The following is a 21,264-nucleotide window of genomic DNA, read 5'->3' as shown; positions in this document are numbered from 1 at the left end:
TAGTTTCCGTCTAAAATACACCTTGCATGCTTATCAAACAAAATTCTCCTTTTAATCGGAAAGAAAACAGTTTGATTGGTGGAAAATAATAGCCCATATAAAAGGACTTCCACTTATGGAATAATTGCCTTAAATTCATTAGATCTAAAACCAGAAGGGATTCACCTAAGTTGTCTCTTTAAAAAACAAACACTCCTATGCATAAACTTTTAATTTACATCAGCTTTTTACTCGTTGGTCTTTTTGGCTGGTGGGTAAGCACCACTGAAACTCAGGTCCAGTCTGATCAAATCACTATTTGCCATACTGGCCCTTCAGAAATGATTGCATTTTTGGATGACCCCGCTTTTGTAGCGTTTCACCCTTCACCGGTTCCTTTTGATTTTGAAGGACTAGGTGAAATGGTCACCTTTCCAGCTTCTGACGGCAAAGAGGCAAGCGGCTACCTGATCCGGGCCAAAGAAGCATCAGATCAGTGGCTATTTGTCTACCAGGAATGGTGGGGGTTGAATGATAATATCAAAGAAGAATCTGACCGTTTTTACAATGATCTTGGAGGAAAAGTCAATGTGCTTGCCTTGGATATGTATGACGGAAATGTCACCTCCAATCCCCAGGAAGCTGGTAACTTTATGCGATCCACCAGTGAAGACAGGCTGGAAAATATTGTCATGGCAGGTAAAAACTTTGCCGGATCAGCTGCTAAAATCGCCAATGTAGGTTGGTGTTTCGGTGGCGCCTGGTCGCTGAAGTCCGCCCTCTTATTGGGAGATCAGAACATTGGTTCTATCATCTACTACGGCATGCCTATCAGGGAAGTAGAAAGATTGAGAAACCTCAATTCCGATGTATTGGGACTTTTTGCTACTGAACAAAACATTTCTAAAGAAGTGATTGAAGAATTTGCGTCCGCAATGGATCAAGCAGGTAAAGAATTGGAATATAAAATCTTTGATGCTGTTCATGGATTTGCAAACCCTTCCAATCCCAGACATGATGAAGAGGCCACCAAGGAAGCTTATTTGATGGCATTGTCCTATTTGCAGGATAAGTTTAATTGAGGATGCTATCCCTTCCAATTATACCATGCTCTTGTCAATAGGCATGGTATTTTTTTTGACATAGGGTGTCAGACAATTTTTTCCTATGGCTAAAGTTATGTTGGATTTTAAGACTAAAAGGCCCAATTTGATGGAAGTTTTAAACCCTGATTTTCCGATATGTTGATTCACAAAATTTTTAAACTTCTACATGTCTTAAATTAGGTGTTTTTAAGAGTTAAACTCGTCAGAACCCAAATTGAGGTCTTGATAGGGAAATTAATCAGACTATTTGACCAAATCAATGAATTGGTTTTTAAACTTTATAGATTAAAAGAATCAAATGAACCAATTCTTTATAGAGAATTTACCCAAGTTTGAGAGGGTTTTTAAGGAGCAGGTATTAAGATTGAAGTAAAATCAATAAAACTCAATTAGTTTTCGCAATGGAAAATAACGAAATCAAATATGTATCTATTGTTAGAGAATTAGCTAGATGAATAACCAAATCGAAATTTATCAAGGTAATGATGGTCAGACTCAGATAGAAGTAAGATTTGAGGGTGAAACTTTTTGGTTGTCTTTATTACAGATTTCGGAATTGTTTCAGAGAGACAAATCTGTTATTTCTAGACATATTAAAAACATTTATCGTGAAGGAGAATTAGATAAAAAGTCAACTGTTGCAAAAAATGCAACAGTTCAAACAGAAGGTAAAAGAAGGGTAGAGAGAGAAGTTGAATTTTATAATCTAGATCTTATTTTATCTGTAGATTACCGGGTTAACTCAAAACAAGGTACCCAGTTTCGTCAATGGGCAACACAGCAACTTAAAGAGTATTTAGTGAAGGGTTATGCCATCAATGAAAAAAGACTGAAACAAAAACAGCATGAAGTTGAAACTTTAAAAGATGGAATTCGAATTCTGAGCAGGGTCATTGATCAGAAAGCTGACGACCAAAATTTAGATTGGCTTCATCACTTTGCAAAAGGCCTAGAGTTATTAGATGATTATGATCACGAAAATTTAGATAAAAAAGGACTAACCAAAACTCGAGCAAAATTCCCAGAACTTGAAGATTATAAGAAGGTCATATTCGCTATGAAGTCGGATTTTTAATCAGGTGTATTTGGTAAAGAAAAAGACGGTAGTTTTGAAAGTGCTATTTCGCAGATCAGTAAAGGATTTGATGATGAGGACTTTTACCCTAGCCTTGAGGAAAAGGCGGCTACACTTCTATACCTGATTGTGAAGAACCATGCCTTTGTAGATGGAAACAAAAGAATTGCTGCAGCATGCTTTCTCCTCTTTTTACAGGTAAACTGCCTTCTTTACGACAGTGAGAAAAACTCTATCATAAGTAATGATGCATTGGCAAGCTTAACCTTGTTTATAGCATCAAGCAAGCCCGATGAAATGGATACTGTTAAAAAATTGGTCATAAGTGTACTAAATAGAAACCGTAAAATCCAATCGTATATATGAAATCGAGCATAAGTCAGGCGACACACAAAAGAATTTATCCTACAGGCGATATTCCATAGCCTGCCCCGACTAATCGGGGTGACCATTAAAAAACAAATTATAAACACATGAAATGGGATAAAATTATCTCCACAGAACAAGAATATGAAAAGGCATTGAATAGGCTTTCCGTAATTTTTGACTTTACCCCAGATAGTCCTGAAGGGATGGAAGCCGAGCTCTTGGTCACACTTATAGAAAAGTATGAAAGAGAAATAAAGTGTTTGAGGAAAGAGTTAATAAAAGGCGAGAAAAGTGGTTTATCCAATAACACTATAAGCGACATTTTAGAAGAAGCCAAAAGACATGCTAAATCATAAAAGCCCAAATAAAAAAGAGAAACCAACCTAAGTCAGTTTCTCTTTTTTATTAATTTTTATAATCCATTTTTAGAAGTTTAATCTTCCCGAAAACCCGAAAGTCGCTGGTTCTCCCAAATGTGCTGCACCAAAGTTGTAAGCATAGGCTACATAACGGGTATTGGTGATATTCCTCATCCATAAGCCTAGTTCAATATTCCTCACATTAAGCCCTACCCTGGCATTAAACAGCTGGTATGGGTCCTGACTGAGGGTATTGGGAAGGTCAAAGAAGGTTTCTCCAATGTACTGCCATTCTGCCCTCAATAATAGGGAAATCTCTTTTTCTGAATTCAACACTTTCTGATATTGAGCCAAAGCCAAAGATGTAAAGTTTGGTGTAAACAACTGCCTATTTCCGCTATAATCCGTATTCTCCTCTCCTGCGGCTAAATCCAAAGTGGTGAACCTGGCATCTGTAATGCCTGCATTCCAACCGAAAGTGAAGTTATTGCCAACCAGAGCTGTCAATTCAGACTCCAGTCCCTTACTTGTCAACTGGCCTTCATTTCTGGTAATCACAATCGCATCCGGGAAAACCAACTGTGGCACTTGAATATTGTCTACTGTTGTAAAAAACGCACTCACATTCCACCTTAAGGTATTGTTCAAGAAGTCGTTTTTCATCCCCACCTCAAAGTTGTTGCTAAACTCCGGATCAAAGGACTGAAGTGGTGATTCTGAGGGATCTGAACTTATTGGTGTCAACCCTCCTGCTCGGAATCCCCTAGCAAATGAGGCAAACAACAGCTGCTCTTGATTGAGCTTATAGGACAACACCGCTTTAGGTGAAAAGGCACTGAAATTGGCTGAGGCACTGATTTCTGGCTGCACAACAATAGGTGCTGGCATTCCCTGTGCCTGAAATTCTCCAAAGCCCCTCAATTCTCTTCTTTCAATATCATACCTCATTCCAAGGTTGACATCAAATTTGTCTGTCAACTGGTATGTTGCACTCCCAAACCATGCAAAACCTCTGTTATTGCCAATATTGGTCAATATTGAACTGGCATTGGCAGGTGCGCCAAAGACAGGCCCATCAGCTCCAAAGTTGGTAGCCTGCTTGACAGGTTCATCTTGGATAAAACCAAAAACTCCCGTCAACCAAGAGAATTTTGACTCTGAATCCCTAGCAGAAGAAATCTTCATTTCCTGTGTCCATACGCTCACCCTATTCCAGTCTCTTCCATAGTCATTGAAAATATTGACAATATCAAGTGGCGAAAAGTCTCCATCCAATTCCCCTTCGTAAATCCTGTAGTTTTCCTGATAAGCTGTCTGCGAACTGAAATTGATATTTTCACCTGTATACTCAATGTTCAAAGAAGCATTGAAAATATCATCCCTCATCCTTGCAGGGCTATTCTGATTCAGCACAAAAGGGTTTTCCAAAGCTTGAGAAATGGAACCCGCCAAAGGAAAAGCCCCATCATTTCTATTATGATTATTTTTAACATTTAAGGTCATCGACCACTTATTGCTGGCCAAATACCTTAAGTTATAATTTCCAAGAAAAGTACTTCTTCTATCAAAGTTGTTTCCAAAAAAATCGTTAGTATAGAAACCTCCATGTGTTTCGTACAAGCCCGATACTCCTAAAAACAGTTTGTCCTTAATCAAAGGAGTCTGCACTCCCATCGAATACCTTCCAAGTTTGTAGTTTCCGAAGTCGAGCCCAAAAAAGCCTTTGGTTTCATTACTTGGCTTTTTGGTGATGATATTGATTACTCCACCCATTGCATTTCGGCCATACAAAGTCCCCTGTGGCCCCCTCAAAACTTCAATCCTTTCCACATCCAATAGTGGGTTGATGTAGGTATCCAAATCAAATTGGATCACTCCATCTATATAAGTGGCAACTGCAGGATCGTAAGAAGTCGTTGAAATCCCACGGATACTGTTAACCGTCCTGCCATCTCCAGAATGGGCTGCGTAAAAATTGGGGAATACTCCGCTCAGGTCTCTGTTGTTCCATAACCTAAATTGCCTAATATCTTTATCGGTAAGAGATGATATAGATACCGGCACTTCTTGTTGGTTTTCTTCCTGCTTTTGAGCAGTCACGATCACTTCATCTAGTTGCCTTTCTTGTGTCTGTGCCTGTGATACTAAATAGCTGCTTACAGAAAAAAATACCGCAGCCAAACATTTGATTGTAAGCTTCATTTACTATTCTGGTTAATAGGTGGGGAGATTTATTGTTTATTGAAGCGCGAAAATATACAAAAAAACCATTCCTCACGAGTAGAAATGGTTTTTTAGAACAGGACTTTGATGATTGGTTATTTTCTGCCAAAATACACTGTATTCAACAAAAAGGAATTCCAAATATCCACTCCCGTTTCAGTTTTGAATATCAGGTAAAGATCATGATAACCTTTAGACCCCTGAAGTTCAACTTCTACATCGAACCACTTCCCCTGATGATTTTTCGGTCTGAGTTCATTGCTTAGGATTGGAGTTTTCCCAATTAATTCTCCATCAACTCCTCCTGTTCTGACTTCTATCCATCCAATTCTTTTATTAGGGTCTATGGACAATACAAGTTTCCCAATATCTCTGAGGTCTATTTCCTCAAACTTGATATAGGAATTTTCTTCTGTAAATTTCACTAACCTAGAGCCTTGATTGTTTGCCTTGGCAGTTCCACCAAATTCATCTGCATCCGCTGCCAATACCAAAGGACTTCTTAAAATCATTTGTTCACGTCTTAAAATCGGATCTATATTATTAGCTCCCTTATCTCTATAACTTACCGTAAAGATATAGGTACCATGAAAATCACTTTGTTGATGGCTTTCAAAATTCACTGCCCCTTTTGTTGGTAGAGACTGCTTGCTTGTAGTTTGCTTATTGGGAGACATGGAAAGGATGTAATCAACCATTTGCACAATGCTACTTTCCTCCACATGTGCATGTGATGGCATCAGCCTTTCTCCCCAAACCCCCGAACCCCCGTTGATAATTTTTTGCTGCAAATAAGTAGCCGCATCATCCTTTCCTTCATATTCCAGTGCAATATCAGTATAGCTAGGGCCTACTGAAGCATCTTTTAAGGCATGACAAGCATTGCAACCACTTTTTACCGTCAGGTTCATTCCAATTACCTGAAGTGGATTTTCTTCTTGATGCCCCATACTGGCTTCTACCCTGTCAAATCCCTCCGCCAGATAGTTGAAATTTACTTGCACCTCATTTTCACCTATACCTTCTCCCAATTCACCGTCCTCTTGATCTTTTACATTTATGGCATAAGCTACCTGGGGATTTCCCCTATAGAAACTTCTGTTGTATGACCAATCCACCTCTATGACTGGGGGCTCATTTCCCACTTGAATTTCAATTTCTGACCTAGCTTCAAGTCCTTCTTTATCCTTCACCTTCAAAATTGCCTTATATCTACCGGGTTCCGGATAGGTAAAAACAGGATCCTTTTTTTCACTGAGTGCTGACCCATCACCATAAAAATCCCACTCATAGGTCAAGACATCTTTTTCATCGAAATCAAAACTTTCTTTACCTGAAAATTGCACTTGCATTGGTGCCGCTCCTTGGGTTTTATCAGCTTTAGCTTTTGCAATCGGCTTTCTGTTACCTGCACTGAACTCTATTTTATATATTCCCGAATCATCATTTTGAGCACTCCAATAAGTCCCATATTCCAATACATATAATGATCCGTCAGGACCAAATTGCATGTCTATAGGCTTGTCAAAAACAGTAGATGGCATAAACTCCTCCATGGAGACAAAATCATGATTTTCGTCCATGGTCACCGTGAAAATCCAACTCCTCATCCAATCGTAAATAAAAAGCTTCCCTTCATAATACCGGGGAAATTTCACATCTGATTGCTCAAATAAATCAGGATAGTATACAGGCCCTGCCATGGCATTTCTTCCACCTTCTCTGAGTTCAGGGAACACCTCGGAAGTAGCATATGGATACCATATAAACGCAGGCTGAGCGGCTGGCAGCTCAACCAATCCTGTATTATTAGGAGAATTGTTTACTGGTTTGGCAGGATCATATTCAAAATTGCTCTCCTGTTTTTCAAAATCATAATGCCAATAGGCTTGATTATCTGCGATCAAATACGGCCATCCAAAAAACCCTGCTTCTTTTGCTTGATTGACTTCATCATAGCCTCTAGGTCCTCTTTTCAAACTGTCCTGATGTGCATCAGGTCCTACTTCCCCCCAATAAAGGTTACCATTTATTTGATCAACAGAAATACGGAAAGGGTTTCTATTGCCCATGACATAAATTTCTGGTTTTGTTTTTGGAGTTCCTTTCGGAAAAAGGTTTCCTTCGGGGATGGTGTAAGTACCATCTGCCTGTGGAGTAATCCTCAAAATCGCCCCTCTCAGATCGTTGGTGTTGGCTGAACTTCTTTGTGCGTCTACATTTCCAGGTCTACCTGCCCTTTCATCTATTGGATTGTAATTGTCAGACTCAAATGGCGTGGTATCATCTCCCAAGGACAGAAACAGATTACCTTTACTGTCAAATTCAATAGAGCCCCCGCTATGACAACAGCCGCGAAACTGGGGTATTTCCAGCATGATTATTTCTGATTCCATATCCACCATGTCATTGAGAAGCGTAAACCTCGAAAGGCGGTTGATATGATTGTCCCCAACAGGTGAATAATAAAGGTATATCCATTGGTTTGTCTCAAATCCTGGATCTTTGGCAAGTCCCAATAGTCCGTCCTCACTTTCATAGAAAACATCTATAAAACCAATATCTTTTGCACTGCCTTTCTCAGGCTCATACATTTTGATTTTGCCCTTTCTTTCTATAAAAATAATCCTCCCATCAGACAATACTTCAATCTCCATAGGCTCATCGAGTTTTTCAATCAAAGTGATCTTGGTGAATCTCGTTTCATCAGGCTTTTCATCAACAAATTTCTCAGGTTCCCGGCAAGACCAAACAGAAATTAACAGTAAAAGAAAGCAAAGGATAATGGTTGATTTAGATGGCATATTTCAATAGGTTATTTTTGGCCCATTTAAGGTAAAAAATTAAATGCCATTAAAACAAAAAAATCCCCTGCTGGACAGAGGATTTGATTAACGGAAAAGTTATTACCTTAAAATTTCAAGGACAATCCCAATAGTAATTGTTGAAATACAAAATCACCGTTACCTGTAAATACATCGTCTATCAAAACTGACTGCCCTTCCATTACTCTTTCATACCTCAGGTCTAAGCCAAGACTTCCGAAATTCAAGCCCACGCCAAATTGATAGCCGGCATTGTACTTATTGTAATCAAAGTCCCTCAAACCGTCCTGCATATAGTAGTGAAAAGTCGGACCTCCAAATACTGAAACCATTGAACCTAACAAATTTAAGCCTACCAGCACTGGAGCATCAAGCCTTTGGGTGGTGACTTTTGTATTGTTTATTTCTGATTGTATGTTGGTGTACCCCAGCTCTGGCCGAAGGTAAACAGGTCCTAAGTCAAGTTTTCCAAACACTCCTAAGTTATATCCAAGATTATCCCAAGGATTTCCCCAAATGGCTTGAGCATCTTTGAAGTATCTTCCGTTGGAGTTGTAATTCAAGCTTCCTTTGATTCCAAACCCGGAACCTACTTGGGCCTCAGCAGATCCCAAGAAGATGCACGAGAAGCCAAAAACGATTAAAATTGCTTTAAGGGTAGTCTTCATAATTTGTTGGTTTTGTTGGTAAAAACTTTAACTGAGTTCTCTCAAACCCATTTTAGATGAGTTAAAAATACTTCATATTATTAATTTAAGTTTTTCTAACATTGCTTGGCAGAACAGCAACATCTATTTTGGTGTTAACTATCGTAGGTGGAAGATGATAGCGTTTGATGAAATTATATAGGCATAAATAAATCAAATAATCTTCTCCCAACTAGGAATGCAATTATCTAAAACCATGCCCCAAAAAACAAATTAATCTTCAATTGGTAATACTTATATGAAAACAGCTAAAAAAATCTTCTTATTGGCAATTCTTCAGGTTTTATGTTTGAGCATAATTTCCTGTTCAAAAGCTGAAAACGGAAATTATCAGACGGAAAAAATACCGGTTGACTTAGAAAATTATCCCGGTAAAAAAGCATTGGCTACTTTTGCAGGTGGCTGCTTTTGGTGTATTGAAGCTCCATTTGAAGGAATAGACGGCGTACTTGCTGTAGTTTCGGGATATTCGGGTGGAAAAGAAAAAAATCCCACCTACGAAGATGTGGCTTCAGGAAAAACAAGCCATAGAGAAGCTGTACAGGTCACTTTTGATCCTGACGTGATCAGTTATTCGGAAATCTTGGACATTTTCTGGCAGCAGTTTGACCCTACAGATGATGGGGGCTCTTTTTATGACAGGGGATTTCAATATACTTCAGCAGTCTTTTTTCATGACAAAACACAAAAAGAAGTTGCTGAAAATTCAATCCAAAAACTTGACAAAGCGGGAATATTCGAAAAACCAATTGTTACTCCTGTGCTCAAATTCAGCAATTTTTATCCCGCAGAAGAATATCATCAGGATTACTACCAAAAGAATCCCTCTGAATACTATGCTTACCGTAAAGGTTCGGGAAGGGATGCTTTTATAGCCAAACATTGGCCTGACAAAAGCCAGGAAAAATACCAAAAGCCCTCAGATGCTGATTTGAAAAAGAACCTTACGACCTTACAGTACAATGTAACCATGCATGAAGAAACTGAAAGAGCATTTGACAATGCTTACAATGGCAATAAGGAAGAGGGAATCTATGTGTGCATTGTTTCAGGAGCTCCACTGTTTAGCTCCCATGACAAATACGAATCATATTCAGGATGGCCAAGTTTTACCAAGCCCATTGACGCAAGGCTTCTTGAGAAACCAATAGATACAGCTTACGGAATGACAAGAGTAGAAGTAAGAAGTAAATTAGGTGAATCACATGTCGGACATGTTTTTAATGATGGCCCAAATCCAACCAACCTCAGGTACTGTATGAATTCTGCAGCCATGAAGTTCATCAACAAAAAGGATATGGAGGCTGAAGGGTATGGCGACTGGCTTTGGGTTTTGGAAGATTAATTTTATGAATATCGGCTACATTGCTAAAAACATGACCTAAACGTTTTACAATTGTTGCGGAACCAATATCAATAAATATCTAATATCAACTAATATCTATTTAAATATATTAATCTTACTACTTACATACTGGTTCAATTACGAACTCACCGAAATATCAACCAATAATTTTGCGGAAGGTCAGGTTTATCCTGCCTCCGCTAATCTTTTTCCTCTTAGGCAACTGATGCTCCCAGTGGTGTTGGGTACTTCCTGACATCAACAGAAATGACCCATTTTGCAATGGAATATTGAGTTTGTCTGATTTACTGATATAATGTCTAAACTGAAAGTCTCTCACAGCACCGAAGCTTACAGACCCTATGGTTGGATTTTTACCCAACTCTTTTTCATTATCTCTATGCCATCCCATACTATCGACTCCATCGCGGTAATAATTGAGTAAAACATGGGTGAATTTAATTCTTGCAACCTCTTCAATTTTCAATTTGATCTCTAGCAATAAATCCGTCCAAGAGTTGGGCTCCATCATAATTCCTGAATAACCATAAGGTATTTGTGGATCTCCATATAGAGCCGTTAAGCGGGGTTGCATTACTTTTTTTCCAAAGATCATAATCGGTTCTTGCTTCCATTGGATCTCATCTTTCAGTCTTTCAAAAATTGTAAACCCTTGATCCTCCCCAATAAAATCAGGATAGTAATAGAGTTCGCCATCATAAGGGAGAAGGTTTTGCTGGAATGAGATCGGAAATAAATTCATAGCTCTAAAACTACAAATTAGGCACTAAGTTTGGAATATCTGAGATTACCTTTGGTTTATTCGCAGTATAATAGCAAATTCAATGAGCATAAAAACCAAGACAATTTTTAACCATCCTTATTCTTAATTCATATGAAAAAATTTGTAAAAATAGGCCTTGCAGTCCTTATAGTATTCTTGGCAGGTTTTATTTACTGGAACTATTTCTTCGTCTTTAGTGAAGGGATAAAGGGAGGTAGTTTGAATTACTTCGAAAAAAAGGGGATCGTATTCAAAACTTATGAGGGCAGATTGGTTCAGGATGGATTTCAGAGCCCTCAGGCAGGAGCCCTGCAGAGCAACGAGTTTCGGTTCAGTGCCATCGGAGATGAAGTGGCCCAACAATTGGAAAGGGCTAGTGGTAAATTTGTAGAACTACGGTATAAGGAATATTTGGGTAAACTTCCATGGAGAGGAGCCAGCAAATATGTAGTCTATGAAGTGGTCGAAATAGACAACGCCGCACCGAAGAGAAATAATGAAATACCAGCCACAACCAATTAAAACAATAAAAGGCAATCCTTGCAGATTGCCTTTTTTGATCACTTTGCCCAGTAATCAACTACCAGTACTTTGTCCAGATGAGGCCCAAGCACTGCACCAAAAGCCTTGTGGTCAGGATGAGGCAGGTATGCGTCTCTGTCTTCTTCAGAAGCAAAAGTCAGAAAAAAACAATGGGTAAATCCTTGATCAAGACCTTCAGGACTATTATTGGTTCCCCACTCTATTGCTTTGATTTCATCAATTTTGTCCGGAAGTTCCAAAAAAGCATCTACTACAGTTTGGATGTCTTCCTCTGAAGTTTCATCCTTAAACTTGAAAAGCACTACGTGCCTAAGGGCATTGTCCATTTTTACTATTTCTTTTTCGATAATTTTTTCTTCCTTCATTTCAGAAGGTTGGCAGGCAGTCATTAAAACAGCGAGTCCTGCATAAAGCGCTAATTTCCTCATTTCATGTTTTGATAGGTTTGGGAAGCAAATTGCAAAAATATCAGAAGAGGATTTGACCGCTTGTACAATTTTCGATAAGCGAGTGCTAAAAAACACGAAATTAAATCCCTTACTCGCTTTAGCGGATAGATAGATCAATAAACTATAAAGCCATGACCATGCCCTGTTTTAATAAATCCATTGAATTCTATATTTCCTCATTTTTTCTCATGCTGTCGGTTTTTGTCTCAGTATCAGCTTTTTCACAAAATCTACAACTTGAAGGACTTCAAGAAGAAGTTGAAGTGATAAGAGATCAAAACGGCATCAACCATATTTATGCCCAAAATGAACATGACCTCTTTTTTTCCCAAGGATATTTGGCAGCAAAAGATCGCCTATTCCAGTTTGAGGTTTGGCGAAGAAGGGCTACCGGTACTGCTGCAGAAATTTTAGGTCCAAAAGAAGTGGATAGAGACAAAGGCCTGAGGTTATTCAAGTTTCGTGGAGATAAAAAGACCGAACTTTCTCACTATCATCCCAATGGAGAACTGATCGTGGATGCTTTTGTAAAAGGAATCAATGCCCACATAAAAGAAGTAAGGGAGCAACCTGAATTGTTGCCTTTTGAATTCAAAGCATTGGATATATTGCCGGAATATTGGACTTGGGAAGTGGTGATCTCAAGACATCAAGGGCTTCTGGAAAATGTCCAAGATGAACTTAAATATGCCAGAGTAGTCAGTAGTTTGGGTCCCAAACTTGCCAAGAAACTATATTACTTCCATCCAAATGAACCTGATCTTACCTTACCTGATGGGATCCCTCAAGAGTTATTGTTCAAGGATCTTTTATCCCCATATGATGCTTTTAGAAAAGGATTAGAATTCCATCCAGAGGATATCATTACCGCATTCAGAAATACAGATGAGGATTTCTCCAAAAAATTGGCTGTTCAGCAATCTGAATCGGAAAGCCATCAAGTCTTTGAGAAGTTTGACATTGGAAGCAATAACTGGATTCTTTCAGGAAAGAAAACGGCAAGCGGCTTTCCTGTTATGGCCAATGACCCGCACCGCCTACATGCAGTTCCCTCGTTGAGGTATTGGGTTCACCTGCATGCGCCGGGATGGAATGTGATTGGAGCAGGAGAACCCACTATTCCGGGGGTTTCGATCGGCCACAATGGCCAAGGGGCATGGGGACTGACAATCTTTGAAACTGACAACGAAGACATGCGGGTTTATGATATCCATCCAGAAAATCCCCATAGGTATTTTTATAAAGGCCAATGGAAAGACATGCTTCAAATCCAAGACACCATAAAGGTCAAAGGGAAAAAGGATGAAATTGTCACACATTACTACACTGTTCATGGACCAGTCACATTCATAGATGAAGAATTGAAAAAGGCTGTTGCTGTTGAATGTGCGTGGCTAGAACCAGGAGGAGCGCCATACTTAGCCAGCTTGAGAATGGACCAAAGCCAAAGTTGGGAGGAATTCAGAGAAGCATGCTCTTATAACCATATTCCAGCGGAAAATATGATCTGGGCAGACAAAGACGGAAACATCGGTTGGCAAGCCACGGGTATCACTCCCCTTAGAAAAAATCACTCTGGCCTGCTACCCTCGCTAGGCGATGGCAGCATGGATTGGGAGGGTTATTTACCTATTAAAGACAGGCCAAATCTTACCAATCCATCTACTGGAGTATTTGCTTCAGCCAATGAAAATGTAACTCCAACTGATTACCCTTTGCCACATGCTATTGGATATGAGTGGGCAGATGCTTTTAGAGGCATACGCGTAAGAGAGGTCCTCCACCAAGATAAAAAGTTTACTCTCGAAGAAATGGGGGATTTGCAAAATGACTACCTGGCTATTCCTGCAAGAGAAATGGTCCCATTTCTCTTGGATTTGAGCTTTCAGGAAACCGAACTCAATCAAGCGCAGGAAAGGCTGAAGGGATGGGATTTTCGCCTTGAACCTAATAGTATTCCGGCAGGTATTTATATCATGTGGGAAAGAAAACTCAGGGAGCATTTCAAAAATGCCATCGTACCGGAAGAAGTCCATCAAGACTTCGGGGCATTGAGAATGACTCGGGTAATCCAATGGACAGAAGACCCTGAATTGATTTTTGAATCCAACGGGCACAAACAAAGAGACGAAATTCTAAAAGAAAGTTTCAGGGAAGCCATCAGCGAGCTAAGGAAAAAACACGGGGATGATCAAAGCAAATGGCAATATGGACAAGCTAATTATAAGCATGCATGGCATCGTCATCCGCTTAGTGCTTCATTATCCAAGGAATGGCAAGAAAAACTGGATATGGGACCTGTTCCAAGAGGAGGATACAGCTTCACTCCTGCTGCCAATGCTTATGGAAACAACAATACCTCAGGCGCTTCATTCAGGATAATCGTAGATACTGGAGATTGGGAAAAAACCAAGGGAATCAATACTCCCGGACAATCAGGCAATCCGGAAAGTCCTTTTTACAACAACCTTTTTTCAAAATGGGCTGCTGATGAATATTTCACAGTTCCGTATTCAAAAGAAAAGGTGCTCGAAAGTGCTTTTGAGAAAACCCAACTTCAACCTAAGTAATAAAAAAACCAGCTTGGAATGTTCCAAGCTGGTTTTTTTTGATATCAGGTTATACCAACTCAAATGGCCAACGCATAACACCACCTTGCAAATTAAAGGTTTGTTCGAAACCCATATCCGCCATTACATCACAAGCCTGTCCACTTCTGTTGCCACTTCTACAATAGATGTAGTATTTCTTCTCTTTCGGTAAGTTCATCAGTTGGGCTTGAAAACCTTTTCCCATAAGGTCAATGTTTCTAGCGCCTTTTATTTTTTCAGATTGAAATTCACCGGCTGTTCTCACATCAATGATTACTGCATCCTTCGCAGTCATTCCTGTCTTAAATTCCTCAGCTTTGAGGTCTGTATATTTTTTTGGTTTTGTTCTAAAGAAATCAAACATGGTTTTTGGTTTTGTCTGATACAAATGTAGTATGTGGCTTAGTCAAAGAAAGTAACCAAACTCACATAGGGGTTGAAATAGAAATACGATAGAAATCGAAGTGTAACGTAGATCCCGAGAACGAAGAGAATCGGGATAAAATTGAAATTATACGCTTTTTGAATTCAATTCAGCTAATCACTTCAAGAGGTGATAAAGAATGAAAGTCTGTTCAGTAGCACTTATGAAATGATGGAGGTAAGATGAATTTTCAAACCTTAAGTTTACCTTGTTGATTTTCAGAATACTCAGCATATTTAGCTAAGGCTTTTAATATCACTATCCTAATAAAAAGTACAGCTGGTATTCCATGATACAAAAAGTCAAACCAATCCAAAGCCCCCATACCATTCGCACCACCTAAAATCCACCGGATTTTTCCTACCAAATGTGGCTCAGGATAAAACGGGGCCAAGGCCAACAACAAAAACAAGAAATGTATAAATTTCCAATCAGGCGCTTTCTTTTTCATTACTGTATTCTTTATTGTTAACGGGAGATTTTTCAATTTTTTGACTTCCGGCATCTCTATTTTTCACTTTCACAAAAGGATAGCTTACCTGCTGCCAAAAAGTCTTTGGGAAATCTTCCATACCATCAAAACCAAGAGGTTCATCTCTTCCTTCATTTGGGATATAATTGGTTCCAAAAAGGTAATCCCAAATACTCAAGGTGATACCGTAATTTACTCCATATTTCCTATCTTTTGGCAATGCCTTGACATGGTGCCAAAGGTGCATGATGGGATTATTCAAAATATATTTCAAAGGACCATAGGTAAGTCTCAGGTTAGCATGGTTCAAATGACCTATCGTAGTGGTGAAAATATGCACGATAAAGAAATCCTCAAGACCAAAACCTATCATGGCCAAAGGAATATATTGTACTGTTTTGTAGATGATTGTTTCCATCCAGTGGAACCTCAAGTGAGCCGCGAAACCCATTTGCTCTACTGAATGATGTACTTTATGAAATTCCCACAAAGCCGGAACCCTATGCAGCATTACATGTACATTCCATTGAATAAAATCCGCCAAAATAAACAGCAATAAAAACTGCGACCACCTAGGCCAAGTGTCAATGTGTAGGGCAACTGTATTTTCCACACCAAACAAGCCCAGAAAATCATTAAAGACTTCTACAGCTACATTAGAAATGGCATTGTATGCAATCAGGGAAAATAAGAAATAGTTGAAAAACATATAGAATCCATCCAACCAGAAGTCTTTTCTGAAAATAGCCTGATCTTTCCTCCAAGGTACAAAGATCTCCAATAGCCATACAGCAATAGACATTCCCAGCAACCACCAAAAATAGTTGTGCCAAGAGGGGTAGAACATCTCGTTTACGAGGTAATGAAAATACCCGTAGTACGAATCAGAGATGATTTTTAAATATTTTTCAAAATCCATACAATAAATTTTTATAAAGAAAAGGGACAATTACACAATTGCCCCATTTCAATACTCCCATAAACCACAACTAATCGTCACCTGTCTCCAGGCAACATTTTATCAAGTTCCCTAAAAAGGATTATTTACAACATATTACTAAAGGATAGACCTATCAAGTATATTACTGATAATGGCTGTTAATCAATTCTAACGGCCGATATCACAATTTGTCTTCCTTAATAATTCAAAAGTAAACAGACCTAATTATATATTTTGTGACCAATGTTACATTGAAAACTGATTAGCGTCATTCCGGTTCAAATTCCAGCCAAAGTTGTTTCCCAAAATGCAATCGCTCCTCCTCAACGTTCAAGTTAGAAAGCCCCAGACCAAAGAGTCTAACAGGAGCTTTTAACTCCTCTTGGTCAAGCAATTCCATGACAGTGTCCCATATTTTACTTTCATTGGGATACTGTTCAAAGGTCTTACTCCTTGTATGAATAGTGAAATCATGGTATTTAATCTTTAGGGTAACGGTCCTTCCATTTATACCTGATTTTTTTACTCTTCTTTTCAACTCTTCAAAAATTTCCAAAAGCGCAGGCAACCACTCTTCTTTCTTTTTTAAGTCCTGCGAAAATGTATTTTCTGCACTCAGCGACTTTCGTATCCTGTTGGGTTGTACCTCAGATAAATGAATCCCTCTTACAATATTGTAAAAGTGGAGTCCTGATTTTCCAAATCGCTTCGTGAGAAATTGTAGGGAAAACTGTTTTAGATCATGCCCATTGTGTATGCCTAGTGATTTCATTTTTTCGGCCGTAACCTTACCTATTCCAAAAAACCTTTCGATTGGGAGTTTTTCCAAAAACACTTCTGCATCTTTTGGAAGTATTACTGCCTGACCATTGGGTTTGTTGATATCAGAAGCAGTTTTTGCCAAAAATTTATTGTATGAAATACCTGCAGAAGCATTTAACCCTACTTCTTCTTTTATCCTTTTTCTGATTTCTTTGGCTATCAAAGTAGCAGATGGATTGCCGACTTTGTTTTCTGTGACATCTAAAAATGCCTCATCCAATGACAAGGGTTCTACCAGGTCGGTAAATTCAAAGAAAATAGCCCTTATTTGTTGAGAAAGTTCTTTGTACCGCTCAAACCTTGGCTTTACAAATACCAAGTGCGGACACTTTAGAGCAGCCATTTTTCCAGACATTGCAGAGCGCACACCATATTTCCTTGCTTCATACGAAGCGGCTGCCACTACTCCCCTCTCTCTATTGCCTCCCACAGCCAAAGGTTTCCCAATTAGTTCAGGATAATCCATCTGCTCCACAGAAGCATAAAATGCGTCCATATCCACATGGATGATTTTCCTGATTTTGTCCATTTATTTACCTTCCAAAATTTCTAAAATGGCGGAGGCCTTTAACAGGCATTCCTTATACTCGTAGGCGGGATCTGCATCGTAAGTAATGGCAGAACCCACTGCAAAATAACCCTTACCTGATTCTTTATCATATAAGATACTTCTGATCACTACATTCAGGTCAAAATCTCCATTTGATTCAAATAAACCAAAACTTCCTGAAAACCAACCTCTTTTGAAATTCTCATAACATTCTATCAGCTCCATGCATTTGATTTTTGGAGCGCCGGTCATGCTACCCATTGGGAATGTGGCATGGATAAGGTCCAATAGCCCTAAGTTATCCTGAATTTGAGAGGATACTGTCGAAATCATCTGATGTACTCTTGGAAAAGAGTAAATCCCAAACAATTCCTCTACTTGAACTGAACCAGTCTCTGAGATTTTTGACATATCATTACGCATCAAGTCCACTATCATCAGGTTTTCTGCACGCTCCTTCTCTGATCCTAGCAATTGTTCTTTGAGGCTTTCATCTTCCTCGGGACTTGCCCCTCTCTTTATTGTACCTTTTATCGGTTGGGCTATTAATTTTTTACCCATTTTCTTAATAAAACGCTCCGGTGAAGCCGAAAGCAGGTATTTTCCTCCTGATTTAAACATACCGGAAAAAGGCATTGGAGATTTTTGCATCAGGTCCAAAAACCCATTGATAGGATTCCATTGTGTTTCTTCAAACGAAAAACTTATGCAATAATTTAACTCATATATATCCCCTTCCCGGATATGATTTTGAATTTTCTTTACATTATCCTGATAACTCTCGGCTGTATCAAGACCTTTTACTTTTACCTCGGGATTGGGTTCCTCCTTATATTCAAAATTCAGAAATGAAGTGATAAATTCTTCACAAGCTTCGCCTTTGAAATTGAGGTGTTGATCCCCTACTTCAATACTTAATTCAGGTTTAAAAAAAACAGCTGATTCCAAATCAATCAAAGCTTTATTTTGACTTGAAAGCCTTTCGATGTTGTTTTTATAATCGTAACCTATCAAGGCCACAAGGTCAGAAGTATTGTAGTGTAAAGCTGCTTCTTCCATAGAGAGCGATGAAAAAGCTCCAAAAGCGGTATTTGGAAAGGTCCCGTAGGGATATTTGAAGTGATTGCCCGTATGATAACTAAAGTGCGGAAAAGTAAAATCCAGCCAGCCAAGCAATCTTGGTTCCCAATCCTTGGGTTTGGTAATACATCTTGCAGTATTGTTTGCCATGGAACAAAATTAATGGAAAGGCATAAAAAAAGAGGAAACCTAATGATTTCCTCTTTACAATTATTTGGTAATTTATCTTATTGGTTTGCTTTGATATCAAACTCAACACTTACAGTGTTATAGATAAATTGATCTTTGGCTTTGTCAGTTGCAGAACTTTCATCACCATACATCAATCCCCAGTTAGTTCTGTCGATATTAAAACCAGCTTTTGCAGTTACACCACCATTGCTCACATCTACTACAGCAGGGAACTTAATGTTTTTGGTTGTACCTCTCATTGTTAGGTTTCCAGAAATCCAATGTGTTGGGCTGCCTTGAGCAAGTTCTGAATCTTTTTTCGGAGTGTTGTCAGTTTCAAACTCATCGTTGTCTTCGATTTCACCAGCTGAAAAAGGTTCTACTTTAGTAAGTTCAAAAGTAGCTTCCGGATGGTTTGCTGCATCAAAGAAATCATCAGACTGCAAGTGACCGCTAAGCTTACCATAATTTTCAGACCCTTTTTCAAGATCTTCAATTTCAAGAGCAGTAATGTCAAATACAAACTTTGCTCCAGTCAAAGACTCACCTTCTACCATTACTTCACCTGTTTTCATAGGGATGTAACCATAGTGCTGACCAGAAGGCTTATATCCTCTCCAGTTGATTTTGCTGGTAGAAGCATCTACAGAAAGCGTCATACCTGAAGCTTCTCCAACTTCTTCTGCTTCCCTAGTTTCTACTGTATTTCCACCTGGTCCACAAGCGACAATCATTAAGGCTGATGCCAAGAACAAACCTGTTTGTTGCAATAATTTCATAATTTTAAAATGTTTTGTTTCGGTATTAAATGTATGTACACGAAAACCATTTAGTTTGAAAAAAGTTCATGCTTTGGAGAAAAAAAATATCTTTGAGTAAAAATAGACGAGTTTAATTGAAAAAATCATACCTATGGCATTGATAAAGAGCGTGAGAGGATTCGATCCTAAATTTGGAGAAAAATGTTGGTTTGCTGAGAATGCAACCATCGTAGGTGATGTAGTGATGGGCAATAAATGCACTGTTTGGTTCAATGCTGTCATCCGAGGAGACGTTCACCAAATCAGGATTGGAAATGAAACCAATATCCAAGATGGTGCGGTGATACATGGCACATACCAAAAATCAGGTACATATATAGGAGATAGGGTTTCGATTGCTCACAATGCAGTAGTACACGGTTGCACCATTCACGACAATGTACTGGTCGGCATGGGTGCAATCATCATGGATAATGCCATCATACACTCTGGGGCAGTGATAGCGGCTGGGGCAATTGTACTGGCAGGCACCATAGTAGAGGCCAACAGCATTTATGCAGGTATGCCAGCAAAAAAAATAAAAAATACAGGACCCGAAATGTTGGAAGTAATAAGGAGAACTGCTGATAACTATCCCAAATATTCAGAATGGTTTGAATAACCTTTAAATATTTTTAATAATCGGTCAAATCCAATTATCAGAAAATTTCTTACTACTATTTTTGACGAAGGGCAAAAGGTTTTTGCAATCCATAAACTTATTCTTTAACTTAACTGAAAGTAAAAAGTGATTTTTATACCAAACCCATCTTAACCTGTTATCAATCATTTATTTGGACCAGTAACAGTTTTTCTAAAACGGCGTTTCGAATGGAGACGCTTCAGATATATCACAAAAAAATATAGCTCTTTGGTAAGTACCATCTACTAGTACACCAAAGATTTTATTTTTAAACAAATTAATATTTATGAAGGAAGAATATTTCAAATGGTATTCACATTACCTCAATAGAGATGTACAGACACTTGTTTTTGGACATAAAGGTTATCCTGTAGTATTGTTCCCAACCTCTATGGGTTCATTTCATGAAAACAAAGATATGGGTTTAATAGAGTCAGCTAAATGGTACCTAGATCAAGGTCTGATTCAAATATTCTGTCCGGAAAGTAATGACAGGGATAGCTTTTATAACAAAAACATTCACCCGCATCAAAGGATACAGAACCATGTTGCTTACGACAAAATGATTTGTCATGAAGTGGTAGAGCGTATAAGACTGAATACCAATGTGGGCAAGGTAGCAATGGCAGGTTGTAGCTTTGGTGGGTACCACGCGGCTAATTTTGCATTCAGACACCCTGGATATGTCAGCCATATGTTTTCAATGTCAGGAGCTTACGAAATCAGAAACTTCATGGATGGCTACAACCACAATGATATTTTCTACAATTCTCCTTTAGAATACTTACCTGGACTTCACGATCAGGAATTATGGAAAATGGATATTGTCCTTGGGACCTCCAACTGGGACATCTGTTTTGACGCCAACATCAAGCTTTCTGATACCCTCGAAGGAAAAGGCCTCAGGCATTGGCTGGACGTGAGGAAAGACCGTCAGCATGACTGGCCCGTCTGGAAAGAAATGTTTCCACACTATTTATCAAGAATAAAATTCAATTAACCAATAC

20 protein-coding genes are annotated in these 21,264 nt (G+C 38.8%); 9 read left to right on the top strand and 11 right to left on the bottom strand.

Going from position 1 to position 21,264, the window contains the following annotated elements; translation table 11 throughout:
- Positions 1-197 precede the first annotated feature (197 nt).
- The 4 genes from CLW00_RS12760 (at position 198) to CLW00_RS21685 (ending at position 2,885) form a co-directional block, all read left to right on the top strand.
- Positions 198-1,061: a dienelactone hydrolase family protein gene (locus CLW00_RS12760; RefSeq protein WP_106134071.1), complete on the top strand. Its 864-nt coding sequence runs from the start codon at positions 198-200 to the stop codon at positions 1,059-1,061.
- Positions 1,062-1,536: 475 nt separating this feature from the next.
- Positions 1,537-2,160 (top strand): virulence RhuM family protein, encoded by a 624-nt coding sequence (locus CLW00_RS21695; protein WP_106134070.1) that lies wholly within the window; start codon positions 1,537-1,539, stop codon positions 2,158-2,160.
- Between the two features lie 45 nt (positions 2,161-2,205).
- Positions 2,206-2,526: a Fic family protein gene (locus tag CLW00_RS21690; RefSeq protein ID WP_106134069.1), complete on the top strand. Its 321-nt coding sequence runs from the start codon at positions 2,206-2,208 to the stop codon at positions 2,524-2,526.
- Positions 2,527-2,633: 107 nt separating this feature from the next.
- On the top strand, positions 2,634-2,885 hold the full coding sequence (locus tag CLW00_RS21685) for a transcriptional regulator (RefSeq protein WP_245917283.1): 252 nt from the start codon (positions 2,634-2,636) through the stop codon (positions 2,883-2,885).
- Positions 2,886-2,954: 69 nt separating this feature from the next.
- Here the strand turns inward: CLW00_RS21685 and CLW00_RS21755 are convergent, their stop codons facing one another.
- The 3 genes from CLW00_RS21755 to CLW00_RS12730 form a co-directional block, all read right to left on the bottom strand.
- Entirely contained in the window at positions 2,955-5,090 is a 2,136-nt protein-coding gene (locus tag CLW00_RS21755; protein WP_146131424.1) for a TonB-dependent receptor, read from the bottom strand.
- 116 nt (positions 5,091-5,206) lie between these two features.
- Positions 5,207-7,915 (bottom strand): PQQ-dependent sugar dehydrogenase, encoded by a 2,709-nt coding sequence (locus tag CLW00_RS12735; RefSeq protein ID WP_106134068.1) that lies wholly within the window; start codon positions 7,913-7,915, stop codon positions 5,207-5,209.
- Positions 7,916-8,022: 107 nt separating this feature from the next.
- Positions 8,023-8,604 carry an outer membrane beta-barrel protein gene (locus tag CLW00_RS12730; RefSeq protein ID WP_106134067.1) on the bottom strand — a complete coding sequence of 194 codons (582 nt, stop codon included), beginning with the start codon at positions 8,602-8,604 and terminating at the stop codon, positions 8,023-8,025.
- 277 nt (positions 8,605-8,881) lie between these two features.
- Here CLW00_RS12730 and msrA point away from each other — a divergent pair, with 277 nt between their 5' ends.
- The gene (gene msrA, locus CLW00_RS12725; protein WP_106134066.1) at positions 8,882-9,988 is read left to right on the top strand and encodes a peptide-methionine (S)-S-oxide reductase MsrA; all 1,107 of its coding nucleotides are present in this window, start codon (positions 8,882-8,884) and stop codon (positions 9,986-9,988) included.
- A 157-nt stretch (positions 9,989-10,145) separates the two neighbouring features.
- On the opposite strand, the gene CLW00_RS12720 is transcribed toward msrA, so the two are convergent.
- The gene (locus CLW00_RS12720) at positions 10,146-10,751 is read right to left on the bottom strand and encodes an alpha-ketoglutarate-dependent dioxygenase AlkB family protein (RefSeq protein ID WP_106134065.1); all 606 of its coding nucleotides are present in this window, start codon (positions 10,749-10,751) and stop codon (positions 10,146-10,148) included.
- 132 nt (positions 10,752-10,883) lie between these two features.
- Between CLW00_RS12720 and CLW00_RS12715 the strand changes: the two genes are divergently transcribed.
- Complete coding sequence (locus CLW00_RS12715) at positions 10,884-11,294, top strand: hypothetical protein (RefSeq protein ID WP_106134064.1); 411 nt, start codon at positions 10,884-10,886, stop codon at positions 11,292-11,294.
- Positions 11,295-11,332: 38 nt separating this feature from the next.
- On the opposite strand, the gene CLW00_RS12710 is transcribed toward CLW00_RS12715, so the two are convergent.
- Positions 11,333-11,743 (bottom strand): Dabb family protein, encoded by a 411-nt coding sequence (locus CLW00_RS12710; protein WP_106134063.1) that lies wholly within the window; start codon positions 11,741-11,743, stop codon positions 11,333-11,335.
- A gap of 152 nt (positions 11,744-11,895) precedes the next feature.
- Between CLW00_RS12710 and CLW00_RS12705 the strand changes: the two genes are divergently transcribed.
- On the top strand, positions 11,896-14,334 hold the full coding sequence (locus CLW00_RS12705) for a penicillin acylase family protein (RefSeq protein ID WP_245917281.1): 2,439 nt from the start codon (positions 11,896-11,898) through the stop codon (positions 14,332-14,334).
- A gap of 49 nt (positions 14,335-14,383) precedes the next feature.
- Here CLW00_RS12705 and CLW00_RS12700 read toward each other — a convergent pair whose 3' ends face one another.
- The 6 genes from CLW00_RS12700 to CLW00_RS12675 form a co-directional block, all read right to left on the bottom strand.
- Positions 14,384-14,719: a rhodanese-like domain-containing protein gene (locus CLW00_RS12700; RefSeq protein ID WP_106134062.1), complete on the bottom strand. Its 336-nt coding sequence runs from the start codon at positions 14,717-14,719 to the stop codon at positions 14,384-14,386.
- Positions 14,720-14,969: 250 nt separating this feature from the next.
- Positions 14,970-15,230 carry a hypothetical protein gene (locus CLW00_RS12695; protein ID WP_106134061.1) on the bottom strand — a complete coding sequence of 87 codons (261 nt, stop codon included), beginning with the start codon at positions 15,228-15,230 and terminating at the stop codon, positions 14,970-14,972.
- Positions 15,211-16,170 carry a sterol desaturase family protein gene (locus CLW00_RS12690; RefSeq protein WP_106134060.1) on the bottom strand — a complete coding sequence of 320 codons (960 nt, stop codon included), beginning with the start codon at positions 16,168-16,170 and terminating at the stop codon, positions 15,211-15,213. The genes CLW00_RS12695 and CLW00_RS12690 overlap by 20 nt, the downstream gene beginning before the upstream one ends.
- Before the next feature lie 289 nt (positions 16,171-16,459).
- A complete protein-coding gene (gene dinB, locus CLW00_RS12685; protein ID WP_106134059.1) occupies positions 16,460-17,542 on the bottom strand; it encodes a DNA polymerase IV in 1,083 nt (360 codons plus the stop codon).
- Positions 17,543-18,793 (bottom strand): anthranilate synthase component I family protein, encoded by a 1,251-nt coding sequence (locus CLW00_RS12680; protein ID WP_106134058.1) that lies wholly within the window; start codon positions 18,791-18,793, stop codon positions 17,543-17,545.
- Between the two features lie 77 nt (positions 18,794-18,870).
- Positions 18,871-19,593 carry a YceI family protein gene (locus CLW00_RS12675; protein ID WP_106134057.1) on the bottom strand — a complete coding sequence of 241 codons (723 nt, stop codon included), beginning with the start codon at positions 19,591-19,593 and terminating at the stop codon, positions 18,871-18,873.
- A 133-nt stretch (positions 19,594-19,726) separates the two neighbouring features.
- Between CLW00_RS12675 and CLW00_RS12670 the strand changes: the two genes are divergently transcribed.
- The gene (locus tag CLW00_RS12670; protein WP_106134056.1) at positions 19,727-20,236 is read left to right on the top strand and encodes a gamma carbonic anhydrase family protein; all 510 of its coding nucleotides are present in this window, start codon (positions 19,727-19,729) and stop codon (positions 20,234-20,236) included.
- A gap of 307 nt (positions 20,237-20,543) precedes the next feature.
- The gene (locus CLW00_RS12665) at positions 20,544-21,257 is read left to right on the top strand and encodes an alpha/beta fold hydrolase (RefSeq protein ID WP_106134055.1); all 714 of its coding nucleotides are present in this window, start codon (positions 20,544-20,546) and stop codon (positions 21,255-21,257) included.
- Positions 21,258-21,264: the final 7 nt, after the last annotated feature.

The sequence above is a fragment of the Mongoliibacter ruber genome (assembly GCF_003003005.1).
In the GTDB taxonomy this organism is placed as follows: domain Bacteria; phylum Bacteroidota; class Bacteroidia; order Cytophagales; family Cyclobacteriaceae; genus Mongoliibacter; species Mongoliibacter ruber.
This window is presented reverse-complemented; position numbering and strand designations above follow the sequence as displayed.